We start from the raw sequence: 15898 nt of genomic DNA on the forward strand, positions 1-15898 counted from the left end.
CCATGAGGAAGCGAGTTTGACTCGCCCCCGAATCATTGGTATTGCCGACAACCCGATCAAAACGGCGGAAAACCTTGGTGACGCTGGTCCATCTCTTGGTTATCAGCCTCTGGGTTCTTCATACATATGGCTTCACCCAGCTTCAGAGTTGTGTAATCGCAAAGACGAGGGACAACAAGCTTGTTTCCGGCGATTGGCATTCTTTATTCGCGCTAGTTCCGCATAAGAAATGTTTCGATTGCTGTGGCGAACGCCTCGGGTTGCTCAAGTGCAGCGAGATGCCCTGTTGCTAACTCCGTGTACTCTGCCTCTGGGATCGTTGCAGCGAGCAATTGTGGGTGCCTCACCGGAACGATGCAGTCATGCGTGCATCCAATTACGAGTGTCGGGCGAGTGATGGATCGAACATGGTCGCGAACATCCAGCGTTAGATCCAACTCGACCTGGCGTGCAAGTCCATCCCAATTCGTTTCTGCAACGATAGAAGATGCGCTTGCTTCGATCTCAGCCTCGCTAAGATTTGCGAGGAAGCCATGTGATACGCCTGTCAGCAGAAACAGACGTGCGAGAGCGGGCCGGTTTTGGACAATCAGCTCACGCCAGAGAGAAAACTCCAGCTTCAAATACGAGTCGGTAGAATCTGCAAATCCTGCAATAAGGACTAAGGAGCGGACAAGGTCTGGAGCGCGGGCTGCGACCACTACGGCCACAGCCGCACCAAGGGAGAAGCCCACAAGGTCAAATGGCACCTTGCCCGCCGCCTTTGCTGCTGCGAGAACCTGCCCGGCCAGTTGCTCCACGGAAAAAGAACCGCCCGCATCGGTTGTATTGCCGGAGCCGGAGTAGTTGGGGCGAATGACTGTCCAGTGCCGTGCGAACCGGTCAACGAGATGGCCCCAATTCGCTTCGGCGCTTCCACCTGTCCCGTGTACGAGAACCAGTCCCGGCCCTGAGCCATCCACCAGGTATTCCACTACCGACTTTTCTATCTCTACTATCGCCACGCTTCGGACCTCAGAATTTAAAGTGCAAGATTAAGAGCGATCGTGACTCCAGTGTCCAGGCCGAATGAAGGAATAGACGCAGACAGACCAGAGAGTCAGGCGAACGTGTGCGGCCAGAAAAGGCGGGCCTTTATTCCCTGCAGTACCGTGGGAATACAAATCCGGCACTAGCTCTTATGAACAACCTCGAACGAATATCCGTCCGGGTCCAAGACATCAGCGGCGTAGTATCCCGGGTAGTATTCGACCCTCGCTCGCGGCGAGATATTGTCCTTTGCGCCGGCGGCCATCGCCGCCCGATAGAAGTCATCGACCCTCGTATTGCTCTCGGCCTTGAATCCCCAATGGATCGATCCTGGATCGGGCTTGCCCTGCTTCAACCAGAAGCAGGCTCGTTCCCCATCACCGAATCCCCACAGGTCGGGATGACCATCTTCACCCTTGTAAGGCATGAAGAAGCGGATGCTCAGGGGTTTTAGGGCCGCCTCGTAAAAGGCCAGCGACCGCTCGACGTCGCTTACTGTCAAAATGATGTGATCCAACATTGTTCTCTCCTTCAAATTACGAGTGATTCGATAGATTTTTCGCCATCGGGAATTGCCTGGTCGGAAAGCCCCGGTATATTCATGCCCTGAGCGCGCACAGTCTGAACGTCGGTGATTCCGATGAAACCCAGAATCAAGCGGAGGTAAGGTTCTTCCGTATCCCACGATTTCCAAGGTCCCTGAGTAAAGACCCCACCAGAGGCAAGCACCAGGATCGCCTTCTTTTCACGGGCAAGCCCTTCAGCTCCATCTGCTGTATAACGGAACGTCTTCCCGGGCCGAACAATATGATCCACCCATGCCTTCAAGGAGGATGGCAGTCCAAAATTCCACATCGGAGAGGCGATAACTAGAAGATCCGCCGACAACACTTCCTCTGTGACTTGATCTGACAGTCGAAGTGCTTCCTGCAAAGATTCAGCTTCCGTCTGATCTCTTGTAAAGATGGCCTTAACCGTTCGGTAATCCAGATGAGGAAGAGGGTCTTTTGCCAGATCACGCTCTGTGATCTCGGCATTTGGATATAGGACTCTCAGGCGGGTTCTCAATTTGGCCGTCAATCGCCGGCTCGCAGACTCAGCTTCACGTGGGCTCGATTCGATGATCAAGATTCGCTGCATTTCAGGTTCCTCTTTCTTCCTAATCGTTGAAGGTTTTTCGGTAGATTAGTTCCGACCGTGCACCGTCTCATGCAGGAACCACGTGCGGCGTTCAGCTTCATCTATCCAGACTTCGAGCAGACTTGCCGTGGCTACATCTTTGAATTCTTCGCAGACATCATGAGCTGCACGCATGAGCTTCGTTAAACAACGGCTATCGGCGACCAGTTCTTCGAGCATGCTCTCAGCTGTCGCAGATTGTTCGTTGTTATCGAGCAATCGCTGATGTTGCGCAATGTCGCCAATGGATCGCAGTGTTGTGCCGCCGATCTTGCGAGCCCTTTCCGCGATTGGGTCCGTCATCGCAAAAATTTCCTCAGCCTGTTCGTCGAGGAGCAAGTGGTAGTCGCGAAAATGAGGCCCACTCATGTGCCAATGAAAATTCTTTGTCTTCACATAAAGCACAAAGACGTCTGCGAGCAATTGCCGCAACATTTCAGAAATTGCCGCGACGGCAGCCGGCGAAAGATCCGTCCGAATATCAAGGTTCACAATTCCTCCTTTTAGGGGCTTTCTCATTTGCCTGGATGTCATTCTTCTCTCCTGATTTGGTAGTTGCTCTGCTCAAGAAGAGGCTTGCAAGTGCGAAGGAGAGGGGCCCGTGCGATGCGGGCCCCGCAGGGGTTCAGCTTCGGATGAAAGCCAGGAGGTCTGCATTGATCACATCCGCATGCACGGTCATCAGGCCGTGAGGATAGCCGGGGTAGACCTTGAGCGTGCCATGCTTGAGCAACTTGGCCTGCAGCAAGGAAGCATCCTTGTAGGGCACAACCTGGTCATCGTCGCCCTGCATCACGAGAGTCGGCACCGTGATTTCTTTCAGATCGTCCGTCTGGTCTGTCTCGGAGAAAGCCTTTATGCCTTCATAGTGGGCCAGCGCGCTGCCCATCATTCCCTGCCGCCACCAGTTCTGGATAATTCCCTGCGAGACCTTCGCGCCAGGCCGGTTGAAGCCGTAAAACGGTCCCGTAGGAACATCGAGAAAGAACTGCGCCCGGTTGGCAGCCAGCGCCTTCCGGAAACCGTCGAATACTTCGATCGGAGTGCCGCCGGGGTTCGACTCGGTCTTCACCATAAGCGGGGGGACGGAGGCGAGCAGCACGGCCTTGGCTACGCGGCCCTGAGGCTGGCCGTACTTCGCAACATAGCGCGCCACCTCGCCACCACCTGTCGAATGGCCCACATGGACAGCATTTCGCAGATCGAGATTCTCGGCCACAGCTGAGGCGTCGGACGCGTAATGGTCCATGTCGTGGCCGGTGTCCACCTGCGAGGAACGGCCGTGACCACGCCGGTCATGTGCGACGACGCGATAGCCGCTGGCAAGGAAGAACAGCATCTGATTGTCCCAGTCATCCGAGCTGAGCGGCCAGCCGTGATGAAATACGATGGGCTGCGCGTCCTTCGGACCCCAGTCCTTGTAGAAAATCTGTGTGCCGTCTTTGGTCGTTATCGTTCCGCCCGTCCTCATATTTCCCTCCTGTACGTCCGTCTTCCGAGTTGATAAAGCGTTGGCTCGTTTGCTAAAGCTGGATGCCATGAGTCCCGCAGCTCCAGCCGCAAACAGCAACGCACGACGCGTGGTGGTGCCTTTAACGCGTGCCGATTGAGGCTGTGTCCGACCTTCGATCATTCTGACCTCCCAGATGTCACTTCTAGAGCGACCTGGCAAATCAAAATGTACGTTGGCGAATGTTTAGCGGTCTTGGACATTTCGGGCACAGCTAGGACATTCAGTTCACTGATCATCGGGACGTTGCGCGCTGGATAACCCGGCGTATAACATTCGGAGAAGCGCCCATGTCCTTGGAAACGAGAGATGACCACGAATCCTGAAGAAATCTCAGAACCGTTCGAAGTTCCCGGCTTCGTAAGCGAGAGCCGTCCCGAATTTCAAAATGTCCGTTCGGTTTCAAATCGCTCTGAGCGACCGCTCTTCGTTGCGAGATTTCGACACGACAAACCGAATCTCGGACTGCTAGAACCCACTCCTCTTGCGGATCAAATCATGGTATCGGTGGAACTACGCCCCTTCCGGCCGATTAACGTGTTCTGCGATGGCCATCACAAGCAAAAACCAGAATCCAAATCTGGCGCCCTGCATCTTTATGACTTGCGCAGGTCGTGGTGTGCGGACATTCGAGATCCGTTTGATACCTTGCATGCCTTCCTTCCGATCAGCAGCTTTCGTGATTTTGCGACGGAGCATGGCAGCACCTTTCTCGAATTGCGCTATGAGACGGGAGACCTCTACTACGATTCGGTCATGCTGCACATGATGCAAGCAATGATGCCTGCGCTGGAGCGACCGCACGAGGTCAGTGCGCTGTACCTGGATTCCATGTTTCTAGCAGTGCGTGACCACATTGCCGCGACATACGGCATATTCGACACAAAAGCGACAAGTAACAAGTTGGGTCTCACTGCCCGTCAGCTTCGTCATGCTTTGGAATACATCGAGGCCAATCTGAGCAAAGATGTTGGTCTTGCTGAGGTGGCGAATGCATCTGCCACCTCGGTCAGCTCGCTTACCCGCGGTTTCAAAACTTCACTTGGTATTTCACCGCATCGCTGGGTGTTAAACCGGCGAATTGCCTTGGCACAGCGCCTGATCTATGAAGGCACCACACCACTCAGCGATGTTGCTGCTTCTTGTGGGTTCGCCGATCAGAGTCATCTGACACGCGTGTTTGTGCAGAAAGTTGGGAGCTCTCCCGCTACGTGGCGACGTAAGGCCCAACGGTAAGCAAACGCGACCGGGAGACTCCACGGGAAATTCGAAGCATTCCTGAGCTGATCTCGTATGATTATCTGTTCTGCAAAGCCTCTAATACGGTTAATCAGGTTCTCGGCGAGCCAGCAAGAGGGCTTGTTTCACCTATGCACTTTCGAGTTCGGCTATTAGCGTTGCTCTGTTAACTGTCAGATGGTCAGGCTCTGAAACAAAAGCATCCGGTCTGCCCCTACTTGGCTTGGGAAGCCTCACAACAAAGCTTGTATTTCCCGGTCTCGATTCTTCGAGGTAGACCTCACCTCCGTGTTCTCGCACAATGCTCTTCACAATCGTTAATCCAAGTCCTGTCCCTTTACGATCGGCTGAGCTAACAAAGGGCTGAAAGAGGGTCTTCTGAATTGTCATGGTAACTCCATGGCCACTATCGGTAACGCGGATAAAGACGTAGTGGTGGTTGTGATGGCACGCAATCCTGACCTCTCTCAACTCAGGGCTAAGCTGAACAGCCTGGCACGCGTTGAGCAAGAGATTGAAAATTGCACTGCAGAGCCAAGTAGAATCCACACACACTTCGAGGAGGGACATGTCTCCCTGAATAAACTCGACCTTGTCAGCATCGGGATGTGATCGAACCATCTGAGCGGCCTTATCAATAATCATCTTGAGAGGTTCAAGTCGAAGGTGAAACATACAGCCGGTCTTCGATTGAAGAAGAAGAGAGTCCAGCACCTCCGTCATACAGATAACAGCCGTTCTTATCTCCTCAAACATCTCTTCACGTTCTGATTGCACATAGCTTGTATTGCACATCAATTCTGCATTTGCATAGATGGCAGACAGGTGATGACGAAAATCATGAGCGATAAAGCCAGCCATCCTATCGAATGTTTCTAATGATCGCGGTTCAGTAGGCTCTTCCAGCGTCATCATGTTGGAGTGGGTATCGCCAAAGACTGAAAAAGGAAGGTTGCTGGGGTTCTTGTCTGTCTTCGGCATGAGTTGAGGAACAGCGGCAATCGATGGCTGACTAGGAAACATCATGACCTCCCAAATGTCATTCCTAGATGTACAGGGATGGATGCCTTACCGTCTTGATCATTTCGGGCAGGGTTGGGATAATCTCGTCAATCGCCAGAAGTGGGTGTGGTGAGGCAACAACTAATCTCTCTGATCGGCCAGGCAACTCCCCAACAAACTTTCCCTATGGAAGCTTTGCATACTCGGCTTTGGCCTGTTTGTAGATGGGGATGTCGGGATCGGCATTTTTCCAGAGGTTCAAAAACTCCTGGTACGAAATTCGGGCACCGCTGTTGTTGCCCATCATTGCCTGCGCACGGCCCAGTTGCAGACGCGCGAGTGCCCCCGTCACTTCGTCTCCGACGATTGCTGGATGATCGATAAGCTTCTGGAACTCTGTTGCAGCCAAGCGCCCTTCGCCTAACTGAAGATAAGCAAGGCCCCGAACATATGCAGGGTAAACACTGCGGAAGAAATCCGGATATCCAAGATCGTACTTTTCTGCCGGCCGCAAGATCGTGATCGCGCTGGCTGGATCATTCTCGCGGAGTTTGATTGCCGCGCGAACTGTGGGCAGACCATAGTGTTGCACCAGTGTGTCCTCTGGGGAGGTTTGATTGACTCTCTTGGCCAGTTTCTCAGCTTGCTCGATGTTGCCAATTCGCGCGAATGTCAGATCCTTGTCGATTGCCAGTCGGTCAGACAGCAGACCAGGGGGCACCGGCCCAAAACGCTTTTGATAGAAATCTAGAGCGTCCTTCATTAGTCGATCCGCACCCACGGTATCCCCAGCTTCAGCTTCGTGGAGTGAGAGATTCACTGCAAAGAACAGCAGATCGATCGGCAAGTCGGCATTTGTTGCGACGTTCTCAGCTTGCTGCAGTAGACGGCGCGCGTCATCGAACTGTCCATAATAGGTATCAACCGTCGCTTTTTTCGATAAAGATGAGATGTTGTGCCTGGCATCCCTGAGCCACGTCTCCTGGTCACGCATGGCGGATGCGTCATGCTGTAGAAATGCGACAAGGTGTCGCCACTCATGTGTATTCGCGGTATCGGCTTTTCTGGAACTCGCCTCCCTAAAGATGGCCTTCGCCTCTTCCAACCTATTAGCTGTAGTCAGCATGATCATGATGTTGTCATAGCTTCCCACACCCCGCATCGGCATGAGGCGAAATGCCTCTCGATCTTCAGCGATGGCTTGATCATAGTGCCCTAAACGCTGTAGGCAGTCCGCGAAATTGTGATGTGCTACTCCATCCAGAGGATAGGTATCTACCCATTGCTGATAAACCGGGTAAGATCTTTCCATATCTCCGAGGCCAACCGAAAGATACAGCGTCTCGACCAAGAATCTCAGTTGACCGACCAATCTCTCGCGTAGGTCATAGGCCTTTTTCTCAGCGGCTAACGCCTCGGTCTTTTTATCTTGCGCCAGGAACATTGTTCCGACGGAAGCATAAGCCAAAGCAAACGATGGATCGATCTCAATGGCGCGCTGGTAGTACGAGATAGTCGTGTCGATATCCGGGGATAGATGATGCTTGAACCCGTTGGCCAACATCTGCATGGCTTCGGGTGACCACGACATTTCCAAATCGAACGGCTTATTGAATTTTTTCAAAGTGGAGTCAGGTTCGCCCATCCTGCTGCGCAACTGGGCAGCTGCTATGCCTAATGAATGAACGATCTCACTGCGGAGAGTCACATCTTGCTCAGCATGTGCGAAGGTCTGACCGCTTTGACAATTGATTCCGCTTAACTGGATGCGAAAGTGGTTCCCCACATCGGCAATGGAACTGGCAACCACGGCTCTGCTGTTGGTCTTTAGGCAAATCTCTCGCGCAATCTTCGGGGTCACCTTCGCATCCATCGGGTAGTTCAGCTGTTGCAGGGTTTCCCGTATCTTGTCCTGCGCGAGCACCTGCAGAAAGGGCGTCTGCGCCAGTCCAAGGGGCAGAGCCGTGTTCAAGGCATCATCGAGCACGGGGTCGCTGGTCTGGTTGGTAAGGTCGGCGATCAAAATGGTGTCTTTGGCTGACAGCTGAAAACGGTGAAGATAGCGCCAATAAGCCACGGCTCCCGCAGCAACGACCAGAATTAGCGTGAGAACCCCGAGCCATTTACGAATACGGCGAAACCGCAGTAGCCCTGGGGTTGGGACTAATTCCAGATCTGCTCGCATCTCGGCTGCGGACTGGTAGCGGTTGACACAATCTTTTTGCAGCGCCTTGGCAATAACCGCTTCTAGGGCGGATGGAACTCCTGGATTCAGCTGACGGACAGGAATTGGGGCCCGATTGAGAACTTCTTCATATACCTCAGTAATGCTCTCGCCTGCAAATGCACGCTGTCCAGACGCCATCTCGTATAACACAAGGCCAAACGAAAACAGGTCAGAGCGGGCATCCAGCTTTTCCTTCCGTATCTGTTCGGGCGACATGTAGCTGGCCGTTCCCATTGCTCGTCCCGTGCGTGTGAGGCCGGTTTCCGTTGCCACCGATACTCTTGACGTCAAGAGAGGTCCGCTTGATCGAGGATCGTCCTCCTCTTGCTCATCCATTTTGACCAATTTGGCCAATCCAAAATCCAATATCTTTGCCGGTCCATGGTTCGTAAGGAAGATGTTGGCAGGTTTGATGTCGCGATGAATAATTCCTTTTGAATGAGCTGCTTTTAGCCCGTCACAAGTTTGCAGTGCGACGCCAAGCAGTTGCTCTAAAGGCAACTTCTTCGAACTGAGAGCCTTGAGATGGTCGCGTAGCGTCTCCCCATCCAGCAACTCCATGACGATAATAGGCTGTCCCTCATATTCCTCGATTTCATGGATTGTGCAGATATTAGGGTGGTTCAGGGAAGATGCCGCCTGCGCCTCCCGTTCAAAACGTCTGAGAGCGACCGGATCGCTCGCCATTTCCTCGGGTAAGAATTTCAAGGCCACCGGGCGGGCCAGCTTCAGGTCTTCGGCCTTATAAACCATTCCCATCCCGCCTCCGCCAATGACCTCAAGCACACGGAAATGAGAGACTTTTTTGCCGATCATGGTGGCATTCGCCGAACGTATTGCCGCCCCATCGGCGGCTGAGGTGTCTTTAGCCTCAATTTCGATTGGAGCTTCGGCTGCTTCCACCCACTGCGGGCGCACCATCAGACGGTAGCCTCGTCGAGGCACCGTTTCGATATATTTGGGTTCGCCTGCAGAATCGTCCAGCGCACGACGAATGGTCCCGATAGCTACGTTAATGCTGTGATCGAAATCGACGATCGTATCGTTCGGCCACAGCTGCCTCTTGATTTCTGAGCGGCTGACAACTTCACCTTCAAACTCGATCAGCATTCGGAGCACCCGGAACGGCTGCTCCTGAAGGAACACTCTGCGTGCGCCGTTACCGGCCTCTGTAGAACGCAGTTCTCCATTCTTCAGGTCAAGTTCAAACGATCCGAACCTCGCACGGATTGGCTTATCGGGTTTCATTTTGCATACCTTCAATCGGGGCTGATTATATACCTGAGGGCGACAAAATATCCCGTAGAATCAACGACTTCCGGGATTTGAGGTCGATTTGACATTCAATTGACATTCAGTGCATTTATTTCACCCTCGTTCGCGCTCACACTCAGACCCAAAATATCTGCCGGAGTTTTTTATGACGCTGACAGTAGACGATATTCACGGACTATTCAAAAGCTATGAATCTGGCGAGGGGGGAAGTGTTTCGGGCCCTCTGTCGGAACCCATTGATTGGATCGTACGGGAACCGCACCCCTTAGCGGGTCATTTCAGATCGAAGGATAATTCCCTCGCTGGCGCTCTCGCGAAGCAGAACAAAGTTCTGTACCAGAGGGCACAACTGAAGGCGGGACATGTTCTAGTCAGCGGGAACCAGGCTGTCATCGGCGGCCGACATTCCCGCGCTACTGCGAGAACAGTCTTCGTCTCGGCAACCGGTACTGCTGACTCTATCGGTTTACTGGCGGCGAGATCGTTCAGGTTCGCGCCTATCTTGATTCTGCTGCTTCTAGCAGAACTCTCAAAAAACTCAATTTAGCAGAGCACTTCTGAGCGGGTTGCCAAATGGCCCATCAGGTTAACCATTCACCGTTTCACTAGATGCACCGATAAGGAGTGGAAAATGCCTCAACAATCGTTATCAGAATATGTCGACGCACTCGAAAAAGCAGGCTTGCTCAAACGGATCAAGGAAGAGAAACGAGTGGATGAGCTGCCGCGAATTATGGAAGACAACCCGGATGTGGCGGTTTTGGTTGAAAAGGTCAAAGATAGCCAATTTCCTTTTTTCGCCAATGGTTACGGTGTACGTCCGATGTATGCGCTCGCCCTTGAATGCGATTACAAGGATGTGGGCATTGAGATCGCCAAACGTTCCGCACTTCGAGAGAAACCGCAACTCGTCGATAAGGCTCCCGTAAAAGACGTCATTCTCAAAGGCGATGATATCGATCTGACCATTTTCCCGCTTTTTCATCATCATCCCGGTGACGGACACGCCTATCTCAACGACACCAACGTCGTAACTCGGAATCCCGATACCGGCCTGATCGACCAGGGCATTTACCGGTTCATGTACCGTTCCAAGAATCAGACGAACATCGACATGCGCAATGACACACATGGCGCGCGTATCAATGCCAAACGCTATCGGGAATTGGGCAAAGACATGCCAATCGCCGTCATTATTGGCGGTCCGACACTCGACAAAATCGCCTCGATGGTGAGCTTTCCAGGCGTTGACGATTGGGATATCCTGGGCGGCTTTTACGGAGAGTCGGCGAAACTGGTGAAATGTGAAACCAATGACCTGACAGTCCCAGCAAATGCGGAAATCGTGATTGAGGGCAGGGTCATCACCACCGAAGGCTGGATTCACGATGAGGGCCCGTATGGCGAATATACCGGAACTTACGGCGGTGGCCTCCCGCATAACAATCGTTTTGAAGTGGACTGTATTACCTATCGCAAAGGCGCCATATATCAGTACGCGACCATTGGTGGTCTGCATCCGGGACGCACAGACATGTATGCTTTTCAGCCCGCGATCGAAGGCGATCTTTACCTTGCGATGCAACGAGCAGGAATTCTTGTGCAGAACGTCTATCTGCCATATGCAGGATGCTCAAACATTGCATATGCAAGCATCAAGACACGCGGCGGAGGCGACGCGAAGCAAGCGCTCGCTCTCATGCTGGCTGGTTCACGTCAATGGATGCCTAAGGTCGCCTACGTCTTCGATCACGACGTAGACATCTACAACGACGAGCGGGTCAAGTGGGCTCAGGCATGGCGATTCAACCCGGCGAAAGGAACCATGATTTTGCCTGATCAGAACATGCTGCCTCTCGATCCAAGTCTCGGAACCGATCATCCTCCCGTGAGCGTCTCGAAGATTGGCTTCGACTGCACGATTCCTCTCGTAGGCCAAGTAGATCCACTCGCATATGCCGCGGCTACTGTTTCCGACCCGATCGATCAACCAACGAATGTGAAGGTCCTTGGCGAGGCTGAAGTGGTCAAGGAGATGGAGGCTCTGATTCGAGAGAAACCTCGCACTTGGCGTGAATTGACCACTCATTTCGCTGGTCAACCGTACCCGATTCTCTATCGCGCGTTCGGTCAGCTTCGACCGAAGCTTGGACGCATGGCCGATCTACGTCCCGACTACCCCTACACATTTGCTGAGACGAACTTTGTCTACGGGAACGGCCAGAAGTGAAGCTCCCATGGAACCACTCAGGAGGAATGCATGAAGCTCGGAGCACTACTGATGCCCTCACATCCTCCTGAGCGTTCCATTCGGGAAGGGCAACGTTGGGACATCGAGGAGATCACTCGTCTCGATGCCCTAGGCTTTTCGGAAGCTTGGATAGGGGAACACTTCACTGCGGCCTGGGAACCTTGTCCGGCTCCCGATCTGCTGATCGCACAAGCCCTGCAGAGAACCGAACGAATTCGGCTGGGTCCTCTTGGGCACCTTCTTCCCTACCACCATCCCGTAGAACTGGCTCACCGTATCGCTTATCTCGACCATATGGCCGAGGGCAGATATCAGCTGGGGGTCGGCATCAGTGCATTACCCACCGACCATCAACTCTTTGATATCGATGGCGCGATAGGAACGAACCGGCGCATGACCTTTGAGTCCATTGAGATTATGACAGAGCTATGGAAACAGGGAGCTCACAGTAGGCGCGGGGAATTCTGGTCGATGGGCGAACCAGCCACGACTTATCGAAACCTCGGCTATCACCTCAAGCCCTATCAAGAGCCACATCCTCCGATTGCCATTGCGGGTCTGACCCCGGGATCGGCAAATCATAAGCTCGCCGGAGAGAAGGGCTACATCCCTGTCAGTTTGAGCATTAGCCCCGACGCTTCCATCACAGCACGACATTGGGACGCCGTAGTTGATGGCGCGTCGAGCGCGGGTAGAACTGCGGATCGAAATGAATGGAGAGTAATCCGCGACGTGTATGTCGCTCCAACTGACCGGGAGGCGAGGGACCTCGCGATCAACGGCATCATGGGCCGGTGCTGGAAGGAGTTTCTGCTCCCCCTCTATCTCGGGTTAGGCCTAGGTCCAATGCTGAAACTCGATCCTTCGATGCCCGATTCGGCAATCGATCTTGACTACCTGACCAATCACCTCTGGTTCGTCGGTTCCCCAGAGACAGTTGCGGAGCGAATTCGTACCCTGCAGACCGCTACCGGAGGCTTTGGTTATTTGCTGATGACTTCCTATGACGCGGGAGATGAGCGATCGGCGTGGGAGCGGAGCCTGCGTCTTCTCGTCGACGAGGTCCTGCCCCGGTTCCAGACAGGGGACACTCATTTCAGCGCATTCGCAGGAGAACGAGCATGAGCTATTTGGCTTTAGTTACCAACAATTTCGACGAAGTGTCGCACTTCTACGAGACGAGCTTGGGCTTTCCCATTGTTGAACAGTGGGACCGCGAACATGGTCGCGGCCATCGTTTCGATATCGGTGGAATGCGGCTGGAGATTCTGGATAACGCCAGAGAACGGCATCCCTTATGGGTGTTTTACCCGAGCGAGCGATTTCAGATTGTGGTCGAAGTTTCCGATATCGAAGCAGCACATGAACGCATCGCCGTCAGCGCACCTAAACCTGAGGCTACCTCTTGGGGAGCTACTCTCTTCCAAGTCCGCGATCCGGACGGCGTACCCGTCACATTCTTGCAATGGAATGAAGGAGGTGCAGCATGAAGCGAGTAATTATTGGAATATCCGGAGCAACCGGCGCGACCTATGGAATCCGGCTGCTCGAAGTACTGAAGAATCTCCGCGATGTCGAAACACATCTGGTGTTAACTCCTGCAGCACGCAGAACCATCGCACTAGAGACAGATTTTACTATCGAGCAGATCGAAGCGATGGCACATAGTGTCCACAAGCCGGGAGACATCGCCGCATCTATTTCTTCGGGTTCTTTTCGAGCAGCTGGCATGATCGTTGCGCCTTGTTCCATGAAGACTGTCTCAGGCATCGCCACTTCTTATTCTGAGAACCTTCTTTTGCGAGCAGCGGACGTCATTCTCAAGGAGCGCCGTCCTCTCGTCCTCCTCGTGAGGGAAACGCCGATGCATCTCGGTCATCTACGCCTCCTGGTGCAGGTAGCGGAAATGGGCGCGATCGTAATGCCGCCGGTCCCTGCTTTTTATCACCGCCCCCAGACTCTGGCCGACGTAGTCGACCAAACCGTCAACCGTGCGCTGGATCTGATGGGAATCGAACTTGATCAGGATTTGTTTCCTCGCTGGCAGGGAGCCGTCGGCAACACAGCACTGAAGACGCCTGGCTTCGAGAGCCGTTGTTGCGAGACCGCAACGGCAGTAGCTGCGGACTGATGTAATTTCCACCCAAATAGTTGTCAATCGCTGGATCAACAATCAACAAACAATCGAAAGGATACAAGGACATGGCAACGACTGCGCATAAAATTACCATTGATGCTCCTCAAGAGCAGGTATATCAGGCTCTCGCCACTATCGACGGCCTCAAAGGCTGGTACACCCCAAATGTAGAAGGACGCGTTGGCAAGAACGAGGAAGCGACCTTCACCTTCAAGGACAAAGAACCGTTCAAATGGAGATTCACGGATCTGAAACCAAATTCACTGGTCCGTTGGACCTGCGTCGAAGGCCCTGGAGCAGCGGCGGGCACGACCGTGACTTTCAAGGTGTCGGAGAAGAGCAAGCATCAGACAGTTGTCGAATGTGATCACGAGGACTGGCCGGATGGTCACGGAGCACTCAAGACCTGTAATACACTTTGGGGCATCCTGATGGGGCACCTCAAGGAATACTCCGAGACCAGAGTGCCCTCTCCAGCCTTTAACTAGCTCAATTCCCATTTGACGCGGTGGATGGTGCGGTCACCATCCACCGCTCAGCGATAAACGCTACTCGCCATGTCGTTGCACATAGTGCCGCCTTAGTTGATGTGACTGTCGTGTAATCCCGCCATTCGATGGGAAGACGTGAGGGCTTTGCCGGCTGAGCAGGGACGCTGGTTCGATCCGGCCCGTGACTCTCGAGGTCGCTGGTTCTGATATGAGGGTGGGGATGAATCTTGAACGAGCGAAAAGAAATTTCTTTGAGCGTTTTGAACGGCATGGTTTCCAATGTTGGACACTTGCCGATCTGACAAAGGGAGTCGATCCATGCATCAGCTCACGTCAGTCAATGGCAAAAGCAGTCTAGATACCATGAATATCCTTACCTCCGCCAATGTATCGCGGTTAGAAGGGATGCAACACACTCGATGCTCCATGAATGCGACACGTTACGGATCTTCAGCAACATTGATAGCGTCGTTGCTATCACACGATATTCGACATCATCTTACGGTCGTCTATTGTAACGCTGAATTCTTGAGCGAGCCGGAAACTCTAGAAGAAGACCGCAAACAGCTCTTTGAAGAAGTCAAGCTGGCAATCGCAGATGCAACAAGGGTGCTCGATTTCATCCTCTTTCACGCAAAAAGTGATCTTTCAGTGCAGAACACCGTGGAATCATTCAACGATCTCATTGAGCGAACGGTTTCAGCAATTCGACCCCATCCACATGCGGAGGGGGTAACTATCACCATTTGTGAGTCCCCATCGGTCTATGCCCGGTTCAACCAGACAATCGTCAGCAGTGCCGTTTATAACCTGATGCTAAATGCCTGTTTCGCGGCGCAGCGAGCCAGTGGGCCGGGGAAGGTCGAGATTTCGTTTCATGATGAACATCAATTCGTTTGCATTGTTGTGAAAGACAATGGTCCAGGTGTTCCTGCTGGGATGCTACAAGATCTTTTCCAACCGTTTGGGAAGTCGGATAAGCAGGACGGTACTGGCCTGGGTATCACAATCGCAAGTTATGTCGCACATGAGTACGGAGGCAGCCTTCGTATTGAAAGCAGTTCTCCGGGTTGTACGATTTTCGCTTTAAGACTTTTAAAGCGATTTTCCCAATTCTGAAACACGCCTCGTGCTTGATACCTCGATCAGTATTAGAGGCACCCTGAATGGCTTACTGAGGAAACACTCTGCGCCCGCTATTACCTGCCTCATACAGCATAGTTTTTGATTCCTCACGATCAAGATCGAACTATCCAAACCGGGCCTGTGGCTTAATTCGTATGTACTAAGTTGGGCTTGCTTTATATGGATCTCGAAGCAATCCATGTTAAATCAATGACTTATGGGTTGAGGTCGATTTGACATTCAATTGACCTTCGATGCATTTATTTCATCGCAGTTCGCGTTCAGACTGAGGCCACAATACGTGCCGGAGGTTTCTTGTGGTGACGACAATAGAGAGTATTCACAGACCCATTCAAGATCCACGAATCTGGCGAGAGAAAAGAATTCTTTGGGTATCTATGGCAAAACGTTGCACCGGCGCTGCTGAGTCTGC

General features: G+C 52.9%; 14 protein-coding genes. 7 read left to right on the top strand and 7 right to left on the bottom strand.

Annotated elements, in window-relative coordinates:
- Positions 1-212: 212 nt before the first annotated feature.
- The 5 genes from XX99_RS20840 to XX99_RS20860 all read right to left on the bottom strand — a co-directional run bounded on the left by XX99_RS20840 (position 213) and on the right by XX99_RS20860 (position 3679).
- Positions 213-1004, bottom strand: a complete 792-nt coding sequence (locus XX99_RS20840) for an alpha/beta fold hydrolase (protein ID WP_050061341.1) — start codon at positions 1002-1004, stop codon at positions 213-215.
- Positions 1005-1171: 167 nt separating this feature from the next.
- Positions 1172-1549, bottom strand: a complete 378-nt coding sequence (locus tag XX99_RS20845) for a VOC family protein (protein ID WP_050061342.1) — start codon at positions 1547-1549, stop codon at positions 1172-1174.
- An 11-nt stretch (positions 1550-1560) separates the two neighbouring features.
- Entirely contained in the window at positions 1561-2169 is a 609-nt protein-coding gene (locus XX99_RS20850) for an FMN-dependent NADH-azoreductase (protein ID WP_050061343.1), read from the bottom strand.
- 45 nt (positions 2170-2214) lie between these two features.
- A complete protein-coding gene (locus XX99_RS20855) occupies positions 2215-2700 on the bottom strand; it encodes a Dps family protein (protein ID WP_231581542.1) in 486 nt (161 codons plus the stop codon).
- A 133-nt stretch (positions 2701-2833) separates the two neighbouring features.
- Positions 2834-3679 (bottom strand): alpha/beta fold hydrolase, encoded by an 846-nt coding sequence (locus XX99_RS20860; RefSeq protein ID WP_050061414.1) that lies wholly within the window; start codon positions 3677-3679, stop codon positions 2834-2836.
- Between the two features lie 348 nt (positions 3680-4027).
- Here XX99_RS20860 and XX99_RS20865 point away from each other — a divergent pair, with 348 nt between their 5' ends.
- Entirely contained in the window at positions 4028-4954 is a 927-nt protein-coding gene (locus XX99_RS20865) for an AraC family transcriptional regulator (protein ID WP_050061345.1), read from the top strand.
- Between the two features lie 132 nt (positions 4955-5086).
- Here XX99_RS20865 and XX99_RS20870 read toward each other — a convergent pair whose 3' ends face one another.
- Positions 5087-5983 (bottom strand): sensor histidine kinase, encoded by an 897-nt coding sequence (locus XX99_RS20870; RefSeq protein ID WP_050061346.1) that lies wholly within the window; start codon positions 5981-5983, stop codon positions 5087-5089.
- A 160-nt stretch (positions 5984-6143) separates the two neighbouring features.
- Positions 6144-9434, bottom strand: a complete 3291-nt coding sequence (locus XX99_RS20875; protein WP_050061347.1) for a protein kinase domain-containing protein — start codon at positions 9432-9434, stop codon at positions 6144-6146.
- Between the two features lie 658 nt (positions 9435-10092).
- Between XX99_RS20875 and XX99_RS20885 the strand changes: the two genes are divergently transcribed.
- From XX99_RS20885 to XX99_RS20910, 6 genes are all read left to right on the top strand, one after another.
- Positions 10093-11691, top strand: a complete 1599-nt coding sequence (locus tag XX99_RS20885; RefSeq protein WP_050061349.1) for a UbiD family decarboxylase — start codon at positions 10093-10095, stop codon at positions 11689-11691.
- 30 nt (positions 11692-11721) lie between these two features.
- Positions 11722-12837: an LLM class flavin-dependent oxidoreductase gene (locus XX99_RS20890; protein ID WP_050061350.1), complete on the top strand. Its 1116-nt coding sequence runs from the start codon at positions 11722-11724 to the stop codon at positions 12835-12837.
- Complete coding sequence (locus XX99_RS20895) at positions 12834-13202, top strand: VOC family protein (protein WP_050061351.1); 369 nt, start codon at positions 12834-12836, stop codon at positions 13200-13202. Before XX99_RS20890 ends, XX99_RS20895 begins: the two co-directional genes overlap by 4 nt.
- Positions 13199-13843, top strand: coding sequence for a UbiX family flavin prenyltransferase (locus XX99_RS20900; RefSeq protein ID WP_050061352.1), 645 nt, complete (start codon positions 13199-13201; stop codon positions 13841-13843). Before XX99_RS20895 ends, XX99_RS20900 begins: the two co-directional genes overlap by 4 nt.
- A 71-nt stretch (positions 13844-13914) precedes the next feature.
- Complete coding sequence (locus XX99_RS20905) at positions 13915-14337, top strand: SRPBCC family protein (RefSeq protein WP_050061353.1); 423 nt, start codon at positions 13915-13917, stop codon at positions 14335-14337.
- Positions 14338-14658: 321 nt separating this feature from the next.
- Positions 14659-15459, top strand: coding sequence for a sensor histidine kinase (locus XX99_RS20910; protein WP_184085224.1), 801 nt, complete (start codon positions 14659-14661; stop codon positions 15457-15459).
- The last annotated feature ends 439 nt before the right edge of the window (positions 15460-15898 follow it).

Source organism: Silvibacterium bohemicum, assembly GCF_001006305.1.
Taxonomy (GTDB): Bacteria; Acidobacteriota; Terriglobia; order Terriglobales; family Acidobacteriaceae; genus Silvibacterium; species Silvibacterium bohemicum.

What these genes read in the sequence shown, in the direction of transcription:
- XX99_RS20890 (WP_050061350.1), top strand. Translation starts at nt 11,722, where the DNA reads ATGAAGCTCGGAGCACTACTGATGCCCTCACATCCTCCTGAGCGTTCC.
- XX99_RS20910 (WP_184085224.1), top strand. Translation starts at nt 14,659, where the DNA reads ATGCATCAGCTCACGTCAGTCAATGGCAAAAGCAGTCTAGATACCATG.
- XX99_RS20905 (WP_050061353.1), top strand. Translation starts at nt 13,915, where the DNA reads ATGGCAACGACTGCGCATAAAATTACCATTGATGCTCCTCAAGAGCAG.
- XX99_RS20900 (WP_050061352.1), top strand. Translation starts at nt 13,199, where the DNA reads ATGAAGCGAGTAATTATTGGAATATCCGGAGCAACCGGCGCGACCTAT.
- XX99_RS20875 (WP_050061347.1), bottom strand. Translation starts at nt 9,434, where the DNA reads ATGAAACCCGATAAGCCAATCCGTGCGAGGTTCGGATCGTTTGAACTT.
- XX99_RS20895 (WP_050061351.1), top strand. Translation starts at nt 12,834, where the DNA reads ATGAGCTATTTGGCTTTAGTTACCAACAATTTCGACGAAGTGTCGCAC.
- XX99_RS20885 (WP_050061349.1), top strand. Translation starts at nt 10,093, where the DNA reads ATGCCTCAACAATCGTTATCAGAATATGTCGACGCACTCGAAAAAGCA.
- XX99_RS20845 (WP_050061342.1), bottom strand. Translation starts at nt 1,549, where the DNA reads ATGTTGGATCACATCATTTTGACAGTAAGCGACGTCGAGCGGTCGCTG.
- XX99_RS20865 (WP_050061345.1), top strand. Translation starts at nt 4,028, where the DNA reads ATGACCACGAATCCTGAAGAAATCTCAGAACCGTTCGAAGTTCCCGGC.
- XX99_RS20850 (WP_050061343.1), bottom strand. Translation starts at nt 2,169, where the DNA reads ATGCAGCGAATCTTGATCATCGAATCGAGCCCACGTGAAGCTGAGTCT.
- XX99_RS20870 (WP_050061346.1), bottom strand. Translation starts at nt 5,983, where the DNA reads ATGATGTTTCCTAGTCAGCCATCGATTGCCGCTGTTCCTCAACTCATG.
- XX99_RS20860 (WP_050061414.1), bottom strand. Translation starts at nt 3,679, where the DNA reads ATGAGGACGGGCGGAACGATAACGACCAAAGACGGCACACAGATTTTC.